Consider the following 15,619-nt stretch of genomic DNA (forward strand, 5'->3'; position numbering starts at 1 on the left):
CAGCTCCGGTCGGGCCGGGCCTTCCTCGCGAACGCTAGGTGCCGACGTCGAGGCGGTCCAGCAGGCGCGCCGCGCGCCGGCAACACCCCGATCGGGCGTTGTCCAGCGTCGAAACCGTAGCGTGACCAGCAGAACACGATCAGCGACGGATGGTGGGCAGCTCCGGGCTGGCGACATCGTAGACCGAGCCCTGCTGGGTCAGGAGCGGTCCGAGCACCGTGGCCTTCTGCTGTGACCGATCGGGTGATCCCCAGCGCACCTGGCGGTCCCCGGTGAGGCCCAGCGTCACCGACGGCGACGCGCCCGGGTTGGCCGGCGGCGCCGCCGTAATGGTCTGCACCTGGTTCTTCAGCGGGCCCGGCAGCGCGGTGAGCACCACGAGCGCGGCCTTGGTCGACGGGTCGCCCGGGCCGACCCCGCCGAACGTGAGCCGGGGCAGCGGCGGCGGGATCTGGGGTGCGGGGCGGAACGCGACGCCGGTGGCATCGACCAGGTAGAGCCCCTTCCCGCTGTCGGCGAGTGCGACCGCCACCCGCTCGGTGACGGCGATCTCGACGGAGTGCGGCCAGTGGCGGGTGACGTCGACCCGGGCCACGCCGGGCAGCGTCGCCACCCGGGCGGCCACCGCACCGACGTCGACGGCGGCCAGCGGCGTGCCCTGGGCGATGCCCGCGGCGGCCAGCACGTCCGGCGACGCGACGGCCAGCGTGCCGGTGACCTCGACCTGCTTCACGTCGACCAGCCCGCTGTCGTAGATCAGCACACGGACCGTCACGCCCACACCGGCCAGCAGCAGCGCGACGACGGCCAGCAGGGCCAGCCTGCGGCGGCGCAGGTGGTGCGGCGCCGGGCGCGGCGGCGGGCGACGAGGGGCGCGCGCGGTGTCGCCGCGCCCCTGGCCCCCGCGGGCGGTGTCGCCCCGCCCCTGGCGGCCGCGGGTGGTGTCCCGGCCCGCCCGGCCCTTCCGGGCGGTCCGCGTCCGGGCGTCGCGCCGGTCGCCGGCACGGTCGGGCGCGGAGCGGTCCTCGGCCGCGGTCTCCCCGGCCGTCTCCGCCCCCGCCGCGGCCCGCTGCGCGGCGTCCCCGCGGGTGGGCCGGCGCTGAACCGATGCCCGCAGCGAGCGGCCCGTGCCGGAGCGCTGCGACGTCGGGCGCGTCACCGTGCGCTCCCGCTGCTCCCCGCCGGTCGCTCCAGCTCCAGCAGCACCTCGGGGCCGAGCACGGTGACGTCCCCGGCGCCCATCGTGATCACCAGGTCGCCGGCGCGGGCCAGCCCGGCCAGCGTCGGCGGCACCTCCGACCAGCTCGGCACGTAGTGCACCCGGCCCGCAGGCAGTGCGACGGCGTCGGCGACCAGCGCGCCGGTGACGCCGGGCTCGGGGTCCTCCCGGGCGCCGTAGATCTCCAGCACGACGACCTGGTCGGCCAGCGCGAGAGCCCGGCCGAACTCCGCGGCGAAGGTGCGGGTCCGGGAGTAGAGGTGCGGCTGGAACGCCACGATGACCTGGCCGGACCCCCCGGACACCGCCCGGGCCGCCCGCAGCGTCGCGGCGACCTCCGTCGGGTGGTGGGCGTAGTCGTCGTAGACGGCGACGCCGTTCACCCGGCCCTTGTACTCGAAGCGCCGCCGGACGCCGTCGAACGCGGACAGCCCGGACAGCAGTCCGTCGACGGGAGCGCCCAGTTCGGCACCGGCCAGGAAGGCGCCCAGCGCGTTGAGCGCCATGTGTTCGCCGGGCACCGCCAGCCGCAGGGCGAGATCGACGCCGCGGTAGCGGGCCCGGACCCGGGCGCCGGGACCCTCGGGGCGGAAGTCGAGCAGCGTGACGTCGCCGTCGCCGCCGGCACTGCGGCCGTAGCGGCGGACGGTGCGGCCGTGTTCCTCGGCGTGCCGGGCCAGCGCTTCCGCGCCCGGGTCGTCGGCACAGCTGACGAGGGTGCCCCCGGGCGAGATCCGCCCGACGAACGCCTCGAAGACCGCCCGGTAGGCCTGCTCGCTGCCGTGGTGGTCGAGGTGGTCGGGCTCGACGTTGGTGACCACCGCGATCTGCGGGGCGAACGCGGTGAACGAGCCGTCGCTCTCGTCGGCCTCGACGACGAACACGTCACCGGCGCCGTGGTGCGCCCCGGCACCGGACGAGGCCAGGTCCCCGCCGATGGCGAACGACGGATCGAGCCGGCAGTGCTGAAGGGCGACGGTGAGCATCGACGTGGTCGAGGTCTTGCCGTGGGTGCCGGCGACCGCGGCGACCCGGCGCCCGCCGGTCAGCGCGGCGAGCGCCTCGGCGCGGTGCACCACGGTCAGTCCGCGGGCGCGGGCGGCGGCCAGCTCCGGATTGGTCTCCCGGATGGCGGTGGACACCACGACGGTCGGGGCACCACCGAGCAGGTCCAGATGCTCGGCGGCGTGTCCGACCTGGACGTCGGCACCCAGCGCACGCAGCGCGAGCACCACGCGGGAGTCCTTGGCGTCCGATCCGGACACGGCGACGCCGCGGGCCAACAGGATGCGGGCGATCCCGCTCATCCCGGCACCGCCGATACCGATCAGGTGCACCCGCTGTCCGAGTCCCACCGCCACCCCGTCGCCGTTCACCGGCCGACCTCCGGTGCGCACTCTGGGGCTCCGCCGACGGGAGCGGAACCCGAATTCCGCCGCGTCGGTCTCGGAGTGCGGAATAGGGCGAGTGCGTTCACGAGCCGAGCACCCCGAGGACGACGCGGGCGAGGCGCTCGTCGGCGTCCGCGTGGCCCGAGGCGCGAGCGGCGGCGCCCATCGCGGCCAGCCGGCCCGGGTGGGCGAGCAGCGGCAGCACCTCGGCCAGTGTCCGGTCCCCGGTCAGCTCGGCGTCGGGCACCAGAAGCCCGCCACCGGCGGCGACCACCGGCTCGGCGTTGAGCGCCTGCTCGCCGTTGCCGTGCGGCAACGGGACGTACACCCCCGGCAGCCCGACGGCGGTGACCTCGGCGACGGTGGTCATGCCGCACCGGCCGAGCACCGCGTCGGCCGCGGCGTAGGCGAGGTCCATCCGGTCGATGTAGGGCAGTGGGACGTAACCGGGCGCCGGGGGTGCCGGCGTGCCGTTCTTCCCGTAAGCGTGCAGCACCGCGATGCGCGCGTGGACCAGCCCCGGCAGGGCGGCCGCGATCGCGGTGTTGAGCGTGCGCGCGCCCTGCGAGCCGCCGAAGACCAGCAGCACCGGGCCGTGCGGCGGCAGCCGGAAGTACGCCCGGGCCTGGGCCCGCAGCGCGGCGCGGTCGAGCCCGGTGATGGACCGCCGCAGCGGCATCCCCACCACCTGCTCGCCGGGCAGCCCGCTGCCGGGCACCGCGGTCGCGACGGCCGCGGCGAACCGCGCCCCCACCTTGTTGGCCAGCCCGGCGCGGGCGTTCGCCTCGTGCACCACCACCGGGACCCGGCCGCGGGCACCGAGGTAGGCCGGCAGCGCGACGTACCCGCCGAACCCGACGACGACGTCCGCGTGCACCTGGTCGAGGACCCGGCGCACCTGGTTGACGGCGGTACGCACCCGCCCGGGCAGCCGCACCAGGTCACCGCTGGGCTTGCGCGGCAGCGGCACCGGCGGGATCAGCTCGAGCTTGTAGCCGCGGGCCGGAATGAGCTGGGTGTCGAGCCCGCGCTCGGTGCCCAGCGCGGTGACCTCGGTGTCCGGGCGCAGCCGGCGGATGGCGTCGGCGAAGGCCAGTGCGGGCTCGATGTGCCCGGCGCTGCCCCCGCCCGCGACGACGACGGACAGACCCATCAGCGCACCGCCCCGCGCTGGGCCGGCGGGCGGGGCACCGGCGCCTGGTAGGGCTGCGGAGGACGCAGCCCGAGCAGCCGGGCCACCCGGCCCTGACCGTCCGAGCGCAGCGCGGCGACCGCCTCCGGCTCGTGCCGGGCGGCGTTGGCGAGGATGCCGAACGCGAACATGGTGACCACCAGTGAGGAGCCTCCGGACGAGATCAGGGGCAGCTGCAGCCCGGTCACCGGCAGCAGGCCCACGACATACCCGATGTTGATCGCCGCCTGGGCGACGAGCCATACGGTGAGCGTTGCACACAGGATCCGCAGCCACGGATCGGTGTTCCGCGCGGCGATCCGCAGGCCCGTGTAGGCCAGCGTCGCGAAGAGCGCGAGCACCGCGAACGCCCCGACGAACCCGAGTTCCTCGCCGATGATCGCGAAGATGAAGTCGTTGTGCGCGTTCGGCAGGTAGCTCCACTTGGCCCGGCCCTGGCCCAGCCCCACCCCGAACAGCCCGCCGTCGGCCAGCGAGTACAGCGCCTGGGTGGCCTGGTAGGCCGGGCCCAGCGGGTCGGCGTCCGGGGACAGGAACGCCGTGATGCGGCTCTGCCGGTAGCCCGCCGTGAGTCCGAGGATCAGCGCGCCGGCCAGCGCGCCCCCGGACAGCGCGGCCAGCAGCCGCATCGGCGCCCCGGCGAAGAACAGCAGCGCGATCAGCACGATGCCCAGCGAGACCGTCATGCCCAGGTCGGGCTCGAGCACGATCAGTGTGGCCAGCACCATCGCGACCGGCACCACCGGCGAGAGCGCGTGCTTCCAGCGGTGCATCACCGCCCGGCGGGCGGCCAGCACGTGCGCGCCCCACATCGCGAGCGCCACGCGCGCCGGCTCGCCGGGCTGGAAGCCGAACGAACCGACGGTGAACCAGCCCCTCGACCCGCCGCGGACCGACCCGATGCCCGGGATCAGCACCAGCGCCAGCAGCACCGCGCAGACGATGAGGAACGCCGGCGCGAGCGCGCGCACCACCTTCGGCGGGGTGCGCAGACCGATCCAGAACAGTACGAGCCCGGCCCCGCAGAACATCAGCTGCCGGGCGAACACCGAGTAGGACGACCCGCCGGCCGCGAACGCCTCCACCGACGACGCGGACAGCACCATCACCAGCCCGAACAGGGTCAGCAGGCCGAAGACACCGAGGATGAGGTGCAGCGAGGTCAGCGGGCGGCGCAGCCACTGGGCGAGCGCGGTGCCGGCGCGGCCCAGCGCGGCCCGCGGGCCGGCGAGCGGCCCGGACGTGGCACCCGGGCGCCGGCCGCCGCGCCGGGCCGTCGGGGCGGGGCTCATCCGCGCGGCTCCGCCGTGGCGGTGCCGGGCAGGGCGGCTCCGGGCAGGGCGGCGACCGCCTCGGCGAACGCCTGCCCGCGGTGCGCGTAGTCGCGGAACTGGTCCATCGACGCGGCGGCCGGGGCGAGCAGGACGACGTCACCCGGACGGGCGATTGCCGCGGCGCGGCGGACGGCGGTCGTCATGGGCTCATCGTCACCCGTGGCGACCGCGACGACGGGGAGGTCGGGGGCGTGTCGCGCCAGCGCAGTGATGATCTCCGCCCGGTCGGTGCCGATCACGACCGCTGCGGCGAGCCGACCGGCGTGTCGCTCGACGAGAGCGTCGATGGATGCTCCCTTCAGCAACCCGCCGACGATCCACACGATCCGGCCCGCGGCCTGGGCGGCGAGCGAGGCGTCGGCGGCGTGCGGGTTGGTCGCCTTGGAGTCGTCGACGTAGCGCACCCCGGCCACCGTGCCGACCGGCTCGGCGCGGTGCGGGCCCGGGCGGAAACCGGCGAGGCCGTCGCGGACCGCCTCCGGCGCGACCCCGTACGCGCGGGCCAGCGCGGCCGCGGCCAGGGCGTCGGTGAGCCCGGGCGGTCCACCGGGGCGCACCCGGCCGGCGTCGATCAGCGGCACCGCGGCGTCACCGAACGCGCGGTCGACGAGCACCCCGCCGGCGATACCGAGCTGGTCCGGCCCGGGCTCGGCGAGGGTGACCCCGACCCGGCGCGGCGCCGGGGAGGCGGCGAGCAGCGCGGCTGCGGCCGGGTCGTCGACGCCGGCCACCGCGACCCCGCCGACGAGCGCCCCGGCCTTTGCTGCGGCGTAGGCGGCCATCCCGCCGTGCCAGTCGAGGTGGTCCTCGGCGATGTTGAGCACGCAGCCGGCCACCGGCCGGATCGAGGGCGACCAGTGCAACTGGAAGCTGGACAGCTCGACCGCGAGCACTCGGCGGCCCGCGGTCACGGCGCTGACGACGGGGTAGCCGATGTTGCCGCAGGCGACGGCGTCGAGCCCGGCGGCGCGCAGCATCGCGGCGAGCATGCCGACGGTCGTGGTCTTGCCGTTGGTGCCGGTGACCGCGAGCCACGCGGGGGGGTCGGCCTGCGCCGCCCCGATCCGCCAGGCCAGCTCGGGCTCGCCGATGAGCTCGATCCCGCGGGCCGCGGCCGCGGCGACCAGCGGGTGGTCGGGCCGCCGCCCCGGGCCGGTGACGATCAGCACGGTGCCGTCCGGAATGTCGTCCGGCGCCGCGCCGGGCTCCGCGCCGGGCGGCAGATCGGCCAGACCGGCGGGGTTGTCGTCGGTGACGGTGACCCGGGCGCCGAGCGCGAGGAGCGCCTCCGCGGCGGCCAGCCCGGAGATCCCGGCGCCGGCCACCAGGACCCGGCGACCGGCGAGATCCAGCACGTCCGGCACTACAGCCCCGCGGAGGCGGTGAGCCAGTCGCTGTAGAAGATGCCCAGCCCGAGGGCCGCGCAGATCGCGCCGAGCAGCCAGAACCTGATGATCACCGTGGTTTCGGCCCACCCGGCCAGCTCGAAGTGGTGGTGGAACGGTGCCATCCGGAACAGCCGGCGCCTGGTGGTCCGGAAGACCACGATCTGCATCGCGACCGACAGCGCCTCGACCACGAACACCCCGCCGGTCACGACGAGCAGCAGTTCGGTGTGCGTCACCATGGACAGCCCGGCGACGAGCCCGCCCAGGGCCAGCGACCCGGTGTCGCCCATGAAGATCCGGGCGGGTGCCGCGTTCCACCACAGGAAGCCGATGCAGCCGCCCATCGCGGCCGCGGCGACCACCGCCACGTCGAGCGGGTCACGCACCTCGTAGCAGCCGGCCGCCGAGGTGATCGCGCAGCTGTTGCGGAACTGCCAGAAGCCGATGATCACGTAGGTTGCCAGCACCATCGCCGAGGTGCCCGCAGCCAGCCCGTCCAGGCCGTCGGTCAGGTTCACCGCGTTCGACCAGGCGGAGACGACCAGGTAGCTGAACAGCACGAAGCCGACCGCGCCGAAGGACAGCACCGCGATCTCGCGGACGAACGACAGCTTGTCCGAGGCCGGGGTCAGGTTGCGCGCGTTGGCGAAACGCAACGCGAGGATCCCGAAGATCACCGCGGTGAGCAGCTGCCCGACCAGCTTGGAGGTCTTGTTCAGACCCAGGTTGCGGTGCCGGCGGATCTTGATGAAGTCGTCGACGAACCCGACGACGCCCAGCGCCGTGGTCAGGAACAGCACCAGCATCGCCGACGCCGAGATCGGATCGGCGGTGAGCAGGTGGGCCACCCCGTAGCCCAGCCAGATGGACAGCAGGATCGCGACGCCACCCATCGTCGGGGTGCCGCGCTTGCTCTTGTGGCTGGCCGGACCCTCGGCCCGGATCTCCTGGCCGAAGCCCTGCCTGGCGAAGAACCGGATCAGGTACGGGGTCAGCAGGATGGAGACCGCCAGCGCGACGCCGGCGGCGACGAACACACCTCTCACCGGGACACCAGCTCCGTGCTCGAGTCGTCATGGGTGTTCAGCAGTGCGGTGGCGATCCGGTCGAGGCCGACGGCGCGGGAGGCCTTGACCAGCATCACGTCGCCGGGGCGCAGCTCGGTGCGCAGCAGCTCCAGCGCGGCGTCCAGGCCGGTGACGTGCTCGGCGGTGGGCCCGTACTCGGGATGGTCCACGGCGACGAGCCGGTCGACGCCCAGCTCCCGGGCGGTGGCGGCGACCTCGGCGTGCGCCGCGGCGGCCTGCTCCCCCAGCTCGGCCATCCGGCCGAGCACAGCCCAGGTCCGCCTGCGGCCCGGTGGACTCCCGGCAATCCCGACCAGGGCGTGCAGCGCGGCGCGCATCGACTCCGGGTTGGCGTTGTAGGCGTCGTTGACGATCGTGACGCCGTCGGCGCGCTCGGTGACCTCCATCCGCCACCGCGACACCGGGGTGGCGGCCGACAGCGCCGCGGCGACCTGCGACGGCGTGCCGCCCAGCTCGAGCCCGACCGCGGCCGCGGCCAGCGCGTTGCCGACGTGATGGGCACCGACCAGGCGCAGTGCGACGTCGGCGTCCCCGGCCGGGGTGGTCAGCCGGAACCGGGGCCGGCCGGCGTCGAGGGTGACGTCCTCGGCGCGGATCGTGGCGCCGGCCGCCCGGCCGGCGGTGACGACGCGGGCCGCGGTGCGGGCGGCCATCGCCGCGACGGCGGGGTCGTCGGCGTTGAGCACCGCCAGCCCGTCGGCCGGCAGGGCCTCGACGAGCTCCCCCTTGGCCTGCGCGATCGCCTCCGGGGAGCCGAACTCGCCCAGGTGCGCGCGGCCGACGTTGAGCACCACCCCGATCCGCGGCGGGGCGGTGGCACACAGCGCGGCGATGTGCCCGGGACCGCGGGCGGACAGCTCCAGCACGAGGTGCCGGGTGGTCGCGTCGGCCCGCAGTGCCGTCCACGGGTGGCCGAGCTCGTTGTTGAACGAGCCGGGCGGCGCGACGGTCGGTCCGAGCTCGCCGAGCACCGCGGCCAGCAGGTCCTTCGTCGAGGTCTTGCCCGAGCTGCCGGTCACCCCGACGACCGTCAGCGCGGGCAGGGAATCCACGACGTGCCGGGCGAGCCGGCCCAGCGCGGCGAGCACGGCCGCGCCGGTGCCGTCGGCATCGGCCGCGGCCAGGTACGTCCCGGCCGCCTGCGCGGCGGGCGGCACGATCACGGAGGGGGCGTCGACCTCACGGCCGGCCAGCACACCGGCCGCTCCGGCCGCCACCGCGGCGGCGGCGAAGTCGTGCCCGTCCACCCGCTCCCCCGGCAGCGCCAGGAACAACCCGCCCGGGCGCACCGCGCGGGAGTCGAACTCCACCGCGTCGACCCGCTCGTCGCCGGAAGCGCAGTGCAGCCGGCCCCCGGTCACGGCGGCGATCTCGGCCAGCCGCATCTCGATCATTCAGTTACTTCCGATCATGCTCGAGCCGATGCTCATGGGGCGTCCCCGCGGGCCGCGACGATCGCGGCCACCAGCTCGTCGGCGTCGTTGAAAGGCTGCTTGACGCCCTGGATCTCCTGGCCGGTCTCGTGACCCTTGCCGGCCACGACGACCGCGTCCCCGGGCCGGGCCAGCGCCACCGCCGCCGCGATCGCGGCCCGCCGGTCGCCGATCTCCAGCAGGTCGCCGCGGCGCCGCTCGGCCTCCGCCCCGGCCCGCATCGCGGCCCGGATCTCGGCCGGATCCTCGGTCCGCGGGTTGTCGTCGGTGATCACCAGCAGCTCGGCGCGTGCGGCGGCCACCGCGCCCATCACCGGCCGCTTGCCGGTGTCGCGGTCACCGCCGCAGCCGAGCACGACGAGCAGCCGGCCCCCGACCTGGGCGCGCAGCGCGTCGAGCAGCGCGGCCACCGCCGCCGGCTTGTGCGCGTAGTCCACGACGGCCAGGTAGGGCTGGCCGGCCTCGACGCGCTGCATCCGGCCCGGGACGGCGAGCTCGGCGAACCGCTCGGCGGCGACCGCGGCCGGCACCCCGACCGCGTCCAGGCAGGCCAGCGCGACGAGCGCGTTGGCCACGTTGAACGCGCCCGGCAGCCGCAGCGCGACCGGGATCCTCGTGCCGTCCGGGGCCACCGCGGTGAAGCGCTGGCCGCCGTCGAGCTCGGCCACGACGTCTCGAGCCTGCCAGTCGGCCGGGCCGACCGTCGAGACGGTCACCGCGCGGGGGGTGCGGCCGGCCAGCGTCATGCCCCACTTGTCGTCGACGCAGATGACGTGGTGCCGGGCCCGGCCGTCGAACAGCCGGGCCTTGGCCTCGAAGTAGTCGTCCATGTCGACGTGGAAGTCGAGGTGGTCCTGGGACAGGTTCGTGAAGGCGCCGACCGCGAACCGGGTGCCGGCCACCCGGCCGAGCGCGAGCGCGTGGCTGGAGACCTCCATCGCCACGTCGGTCACCCCGGCCTCGACCATGACCGCGAACAGCGCCTGCAGGTCGGGAGCCTCGGGGGTGGTGAACGCGCTGGGCAGGCTCTGTCCCTCCGGGCCGCCCACCCGGGTGCGCACCGTGCCGAGCAGGCCCGCGGTGCGGCCGCCGGCGCTCAGCCCGGCCTCGAGCAGGTGCGCGACGGTCGTCTTGCCACTGGTCCCGGTCACGCCGATGACGTCGAGCTGGGCTGTCGGATCGCCGTAGACGTGCGCCGCGGCGGCACCCAGCACGTCACGGGGACGCGGGTGCACCAGGACCGGGACGCCGCCCGCGACCGCGGCGAGGCGATCGGCGCCGTCCGGGTCGGTGAGCACCGCCGCCGCCCCGGCGGCCAGTGCAACGTGGGCGAAGTCGGCGCCGTGCGCGCGGGCACCGGCGACCGCGGCGAACAGATCACCGGGACGGACCTCGGCCGCCCGCAGCGTCACTCCGGTGATCGCGCGCGACGGGCCCGCAACGGCGGCGGGGGGACGCAGGTCGGCGCCGATGGCAGCGGCGAGCGCGGCGGGTTCCAGCGGCCGCACCCGGATCGGCCGCGGCGGCGCGGTGATGACGGGCGAGCTGGCGGGCGACACGTCGGGGAAGGCTACCGGCGGCCCCGAGGCACCTTGCGTCGCACCGGCCGCGGCCCGGGCGGGACCGGTCGGGTAGCACCACCCGCCGCAGGCGGCCCACCGGTGACCGCCGGCACCCGATGCGGTGAACCGGACGGTGGCGCCGCCTGGAGGCCGGTGACCGCCGGGGGGGCGCCGGTGACCGATGTCTGCGGGCACGGCTGCGGCGCACCGGGGCGCGCCGGCACCCGACCGGCGACCGGACGCCCTCCGGGCCCGGCCGGCGCGGGCGCGCCGCCGGTGGTCGAGGGAAAGGATCCCGATCACGGTCGGAGGCGCTTCACGTCGCCCACCCACAGCCTCAGGTCACTGCACGACGAGCGTCTGCAGCGGGGTCGGATCGGGGCTGACCGGCAGCCGGTCGCGCTGGGCCAGGTAGCTCGCGATGTCGTGGAACAGCGGCGCCGCGCTGGTTCCGCCCTTCGGCGCGTCGAGCATGATCCCGATGACGAACCGCGGGTCCTGGCGGGGCAGCATCCCGGCGAAGGTGATCCAGTAGGTCGAGCGGGCGTAGCAACCGCACTTCGGGTCGACCTGCTGCGCGGTGCCGGTCTTGCCCGCCACCTGGTAGCCGGGCACCTGTGCGGCGACACCGGTGCCGCGCTGCTCACCGTGGCCGTTCTGGGTCACCGCCATGAGCATCGTGCGCAGTTCCTGCGCGATCTGCGGCGACATCACCCGCACCGGCTGCGGTGCGGGTTCCGGCGTCTTCACCCCGTCCGGGCCGATCGTGTCGGCGATGATCCGCGGCGGGATCCGCAGCCCGTCGTTGGCCACCGCCTGGTACATCCCGGCCATCTGCAGCACCGTCATCGACAGGCCCTGGCCGATCGGCAGGTTGCCGAACGTCGAGCCCGACCACGACGACCGCGGCGGTACCTGCCCGGAGCTCTCCCCCGGCAGCCCGACCCCGGTCTTCTGGCCCAGCCCGAATTTGGTCAGCATCTCGGCGAACCGTTCCGGGCCGACCCTCTCCGCGGTCATGATCGTGCCGACGTTGGACGACTTCGCCAGCACGCCGGTCAGCGTGTACTGCTCGACACCGTGCTTCCACGCGTCGTTGATGGTCCGGTCGGCGACCTTGATGCTGCCCGGCACCTCGAGGACGGTGTCCGGCGCGGCCACCCCGGCCTCCAGCGCGGCCGTCATCGTGACGATCTTGTTGACCGAACCGGGCTCGAACGGGGTGGTCACCGCCGCGTTGCCCAGCGACTTCGGATCCGCCCCCGCGAGGTTGCGCGGGTCGAAGGTGGCGTTGTTGGCGAGTGCGAGCACCTGGCCGGTCTTGACGTCGAGGACCACGGCCGAGCCGTCCTTGGCCCCGGTCTTGGTGACGTAGTCGCCGAGCTGGCGCTGCACCGTGTACTGCAGGTCGGAGTCGATCGTGAGCTGCACGTCGGAGCCGGGAACGGCCGGGCGCTCGGCGCGGGTGCTGCCCGGGATGATCGTCGAGCTGCCCTCCGCGGTGTCCACGATCTGGTAGCCGTCGGTGCCCGCGAGGACGTTGTCCATCGAGCTCTCCAGCCCGATCAGGCCGCTCAGCTTCTGGTCGTCGCTGTTCCAGGACGCAGCGCCGATCACGTTGGCGGCCAGCGTTCCGCCCGGGTACTGCCGGGACTCGCGCTTCTCCTCGGCGATCTCCGGGAACTTCTGCCGCAGCGCCCGGGCGACGTCCGGGTCGGCCAGCGGCGCCAGCACGACGTAACCGCGATCGCTGTTCAGCAACCCGAGCAGTGCGTTCGCGTCGCCGCCGGTCTGCTGGGCGACCGCGGCGGCCATCTCGGCCTTGTAGGCCGCCGCCCCGGCGCCCTTGGCCGAGTTGATCAGGCGCGGGTTGGTGACCAGCGCGCTGGCCTCGGTACTGAAGGCCAGGGGGGTACCGGACCGGTCCAGGATCGAGCCGCGCTCGGCCGCGATGGTGATCTTCGTGGTGCGCTGCTTCGCCGAGCTCGCGGTCAACTCCGCGGCCTGCACGGTCTGCACCGCGACCAGCTTGAGCCCGGACAGCGCCAGCGCGACCACCAACAGGATGCGGCCGACCTTCATGCGGCGCGCGTAGTCACCGCTGCGCGCGGCGGGGCGCCGTGGCGGTACCGGCCGTCGGGCGGACGGTGAGGTGCGGGCCGCACCGGCCGGCCGGGACCGGGGCGGAGCCACCGGCATCAGCCCGCTCCGCCCGGGGCCGGCTGGCCGGCCTGGCCGGCGGGTTGACCGGCGGCGGCCGGAGCGTTCGGTGCGGCCGCACCGGGCTGTGCGGCCGGAGCGGCCGCCGGGTCCGGCTGGGCCTGGGTGGCGGCCTCGGCCGACACCGCGGGGGCCGCCGCGACATCGGGCGGCGGGGCGACCGGCGGGGCCCCCGGGGCCGCCGCGACCGGGTCACCCACGACCTGCACCGCGCCGTCCGGGCCCACCACCAGCCGGGCCGGGTCCTGCACCGGGACCAGGCCCAGGGCGGCGGCCCGCTGCGCCAGCGCGGGCGCGGCCTCCATCGAGGTGACCTCGCGGCGCAGCCGCTCGCTCTGCTCGGTGAGCGTCCGGGCCTGGTCGCGTGCGTCCTGCAGCCGGTAGGAGTCCTGCGCGGCCGCGGTCGACAGCCACAGGGTGGCGACCAGCCCCGCCCCGAGCAGCACCATCACCAGCAGGATGAACTGGGCCCGGCCCGCAGGTGCCGCGGTCCGCCCCGGGCGCGCACCGACGAGCCGGCGGACCCGGTCGTCGCGGCGCGCGTAGGCGCGCTGCGCCGCCCCGGCCCGCGACTGCCCGCGCTGGGCGGGGATCGTCGGCAGGCCGGTGCCGCGCTGCGGCGGGACGGTGGCCGTGCGCCCCCCCAGGGTGGCCTTCTTCGCGGTCGGCTTCTTCGCGGTGACCCGGCCGCCGCTGCGGGTCGCGGTGCCGCCCCGCGGACGCTCGGTGACCGGCGCGCTCATCGTGACAGCCCGGGCGCGCAGCGGTGACCACCGGAACGAGAGTGGGGTCGGGTACTCACGCTGCAACCTCCCGGATGCGTTCGGCCGCGCGGAGCCGCACGGAGGCGGCCCGCGGGTTCTCGGTGATCTCGTCCTCGCTCGCGACCTCGGCACCGCGGGTGAGCAATCGCAGCTCCGGGCCGTGTCCGGGTAGTTCGACCGGCAGGCCGGGCGGTGTGCGCGAGCTGGCCCGGGCGGCCAGCTCCCGTTTGACCATCCGGTCCTCCAGCGAGTGGTAGGCCAGCACCACGAGCCGGCCGCCGACGGCGAGCGCGTCGAGCGCAGCCGGCAGCGCCGTCCGCAACGCGTCCAGCTCGCCGTTGACCTCGATGCGCAACGCCTGGAAGGTCCGCTTGGCGGGGTGCCCGCCGGTGCGCCGGGACGCCGCCGGCACCACGTCGTAGAGCAGTTCGACGAGCTCGGCGCTGCGCTGCAGCGGCCGCTGGGCCCGCCGGCGCGCGATCGCCGAGGCGATCCGGCCGGCGAAGCGCTCCTCGCCGTACTCGCGCAGGATCCGGGACAGCTCGGGCACCGGGTAGGTATTGAGCACGTCGGCGGCGGTCGGACCGGTCGAGGGGTCCATCCGCATGTCGAGGTCGGCGTCGCGGGAGTAGGAGAAGCCCCGCTGGTCGGCGTCGAGCTGCAGCGAGGACACCCCGAGGTCGAACAGCACGCCGTCGACCCGTGGCAGACCGAGGTCGTCGAGCACGTCGGCGATCTGGTCGTACACGGCGTGCACGAGGTGAGTGCGGTCCGCGTGGGCCACGAGCCGGCGCTCCGCCAGCTCGAGGGCCTGCGGATCACGGTCCAGGCCGACGAGTGTCAGCTCCGGATACGCGGCCAGCAGTGCGGCGGAATGCCCGCCGAGGCCGAGGGTGGCGTCCACCAGCACGGCCGGACCGCGTGACAGGGCGGGGTCGAGCAGTTCGATGACCCGGGGCAGCAACACCGGAACGTGCCTGGCCCCAGCCGGCCCGTCGTCGGTCCTGAACTCAGGGTGCTGCCCCACCGCCCACCTCCCTGCCACGCTCGTCGCCCCCCGTTCGAGCCGCAGCGGCCGGTCCACCGGTTACCGAGAACCGGCGTCCCCAGCCGCTGCGTGTCAGCTCGTGCTCCCAGCCGAGCTGTGCGGCGACGTCCCCACCCGGATGCCGTGCCCCTCCTCGTACCGACGGACCTGGCACCGGGGAAGGTGCGCCAGGGCCGTCGGCGCGAGGAGGTGGAGTCACGGCACCCGGGTGAGGGCGCCGCCGGGTGTTGCCCGCCCGCCGCCTCCGGCGGGCCTCAGATCAGTCCGGGTAGGACCTCCTCCTGCGCCTTCGCGTACTCGTCCTCGTGTTCCTCCTGGTACCGCGCCCACGCCTCGGCATCCCAGATCTCGGCGCGGGTGAAGGCGCCGATGACGACGCACTCCTTGGTGAGCCCGGCGTAACGGCGCAGTTCCGGGGTGATCGCGATCCGGCCCTGCGCGTCGGGGTTCTGCTCGTCGGTACCGGAGAAGAGATTGCGCTGGAAGACCCGCGCCGACTCGTTCGTCAGCGGCGCCGCGGCGATCTTGCGGGCCATCTCGGTGAAGGCCTCACGGGTGAACACGTACAGGCAGTGGTCCTGCCCTTTCGTGATCATCAGCCCGCCTCGCAGCTCGTCGCGGAATTTCGCGGGCAGTGTCAACCGCCCCTTGTCGTCCAGTTTCGGGGTGTAGGTGCCGAGGAACACTGGTCCCTCCTGACCTGCAGCCCCGTCTTGCCCCAGTGATCTCCACACTACCCCACTTCGTCCCACCGTCAACTCGACGCGGTGCTAAGTGCAGCACCAACGCGCAGCAAAAGCGCAGGTCAGACACTGTGGGGCGATGTGGGGGGCGCGGGAGCGCCACCCGTCAGCGCGACACCGGCGGCGCGTCGCACCGGCGTGTCGGGTGCCGGACGGCGCTGCTTTTCCCCAGCTCGGCGATCACCGTGGGGCGCGGTGGGGGCCGACGGGCAGCCGGCCGGAGCCGCGGGTGCTGTC

Annotated in this window: 12 protein-coding genes; all 12 read right to left on the minus strand. The window is 75.2% G+C overall.

Features of this window, described 5'->3' with window-relative positions; all coding sequences use genetic code 11:
* Positions 1 to 139: 139 nt before the first annotated feature.
* The 12 genes from HF526_RS37045 to mraZ all read right to left on the minus strand — a co-directional run bounded on the left by HF526_RS37045 (position 140) and on the right by mraZ (position 15,325).
* The gene (locus HF526_RS37045; RefSeq protein WP_169383700.1) at positions 140 to 1,159 is read right to left on the minus strand and encodes a cell division protein FtsQ/DivIB; all 1,020 of its coding nucleotides are present in this window, start codon (positions 1,157 to 1,159) and stop codon (positions 140 to 142) included.
* Complete coding sequence (gene murC, locus HF526_RS23380; RefSeq protein ID WP_169383716.1) at positions 1,156 to 2,526, minus strand: UDP-N-acetylmuramate--L-alanine ligase; 1,371 nt, start codon at positions 2,524 to 2,526, stop codon at positions 1,156 to 1,158. Before murC ends, HF526_RS37045 begins: the two co-directional genes overlap by 4 nt.
* Positions 2,527 to 2,692: 166 nt before the next feature.
* Positions 2,693 to 3,763, minus strand: coding sequence for a UDP-N-acetylglucosamine--N-acetylmuramyl-(pentapeptide) pyrophosphoryl-undecaprenol N-acetylglucosamine transferase (locus HF526_RS23385; RefSeq protein WP_169383701.1), 1,071 nt, complete (start codon positions 3,761 to 3,763; stop codon positions 2,693 to 2,695).
* Entirely contained in the window at positions 3,763 to 5,094 is a 1,332-nt protein-coding gene (gene ftsW, locus HF526_RS23390) for a putative lipid II flippase FtsW (protein ID WP_169383702.1), read from the minus strand. The genes HF526_RS23385 and ftsW overlap by 1 nt, the downstream gene beginning before the upstream one ends.
* Complete coding sequence (gene murD / locus HF526_RS23395) at positions 5,091 to 6,491, minus strand: UDP-N-acetylmuramoyl-L-alanine--D-glutamate ligase (protein WP_169383703.1); 1,401 nt, start codon at positions 6,489 to 6,491, stop codon at positions 5,091 to 5,093. Before murD ends, ftsW begins: the two co-directional genes overlap by 4 nt.
* A gap of 8 nt (positions 6,492 to 6,499) precedes the next feature.
* Positions 6,500 to 7,570, minus strand: a complete 1,071-nt coding sequence (gene mraY / locus HF526_RS23400) for a phospho-N-acetylmuramoyl-pentapeptide-transferase (RefSeq protein WP_169383704.1) — start codon at positions 7,568 to 7,570, stop codon at positions 6,500 to 6,502.
* Entirely contained in the window at positions 7,567 to 9,006 is a 1,440-nt protein-coding gene (locus HF526_RS23405) for a UDP-N-acetylmuramoyl-tripeptide--D-alanyl-D-alanine ligase (RefSeq protein ID WP_169383705.1), read from the minus strand. The genes mraY and HF526_RS23405 overlap by 4 nt, the downstream gene beginning before the upstream one ends.
* Positions 9,007 to 9,038: 32 nt before the next feature.
* On the minus strand, positions 9,039 to 10,604 hold the full coding sequence (locus HF526_RS23410; protein ID WP_338051691.1) for a UDP-N-acetylmuramoyl-L-alanyl-D-glutamate--2,6-diaminopimelate ligase: 1,566 nt from the start codon (positions 10,602 to 10,604) through the stop codon (positions 9,039 to 9,041).
* A gap of 345 nt (positions 10,605 to 10,949) precedes the next feature.
* Positions 10,950 to 12,806 carry a peptidoglycan D,D-transpeptidase FtsI family protein gene (locus HF526_RS23415; RefSeq protein WP_169383706.1) on the minus strand — a complete coding sequence of 619 codons (1,857 nt, stop codon included), beginning with the start codon at positions 12,804 to 12,806 and terminating at the stop codon, positions 10,950 to 10,952.
* Complete coding sequence (gene ftsL / locus HF526_RS23420; RefSeq protein WP_169383707.1) at positions 12,806 to 13,570, minus strand: cell division protein FtsL; 765 nt, start codon at positions 13,568 to 13,570, stop codon at positions 12,806 to 12,808. Before ftsL ends, HF526_RS23415 begins: the two co-directional genes overlap by 1 nt.
* A 55-nt stretch (positions 13,571 to 13,625) precedes the next feature.
* A complete protein-coding gene (gene rsmH, locus HF526_RS23425; protein ID WP_169383708.1) occupies positions 13,626 to 14,618 on the minus strand; it encodes a 16S rRNA (cytosine(1402)-N(4))-methyltransferase RsmH in 993 nt (330 codons plus the stop codon).
* A gap of 275 nt (positions 14,619 to 14,893) precedes the next feature.
* Positions 14,894 to 15,325, minus strand: a complete 432-nt coding sequence (gene mraZ / locus HF526_RS23430) for a division/cell wall cluster transcriptional repressor MraZ (protein WP_169383709.1) — start codon at positions 15,323 to 15,325, stop codon at positions 14,894 to 14,896.
* Positions 15,326 to 15,619: the final 294 nt, after the last annotated feature.

It is taken from the genome of Pseudonocardia acidicola, assembly GCF_012911935.1.
GTDB classification, from domain to species: Bacteria; Actinomycetota; Actinomycetes; order Mycobacteriales; family Pseudonocardiaceae; genus Pseudonocardia; species Pseudonocardia acidicola.

Bases quoted from the DNA above. Each gene is read 5' to 3' on its own strand.
- murC (WP_169383716.1), bottom strand. From the start codon at position 2,526: ATGAGCGGGATCGCCCGCATCCTGTTGGCCCGCGGCGTCGCCGTGTCC.
- HF526_RS23385 (WP_169383701.1), bottom strand. From the start codon at position 3,763: ATGGGTCTGTCCGTCGTCGTCGCGGGCGGGGGCAGCGCCGGGCACATC.
- ftsW (WP_169383702.1), bottom strand. From the start codon at position 5,094: ATGAGCCCCGCCCCGACGGCCCGGCGCGGCGGCCGGCGCCCGGGTGCC.
- HF526_RS23405 (WP_169383705.1), bottom strand. From the start codon at position 9,006: ATGATCGAGATGCGGCTGGCCGAGATCGCCGCCGTGACCGGGGGCCGG.
- HF526_RS23415 (WP_169383706.1), bottom strand. From the start codon at position 12,806: ATGCCGGTGGCTCCGCCCCGGTCCCGGCCGGCCGGTGCGGCCCGCACC.
- ftsL (WP_169383707.1), bottom strand. From the start codon at position 13,570: ATGAGCGCGCCGGTCACCGAGCGTCCGCGGGGCGGCACCGCGACCCGC.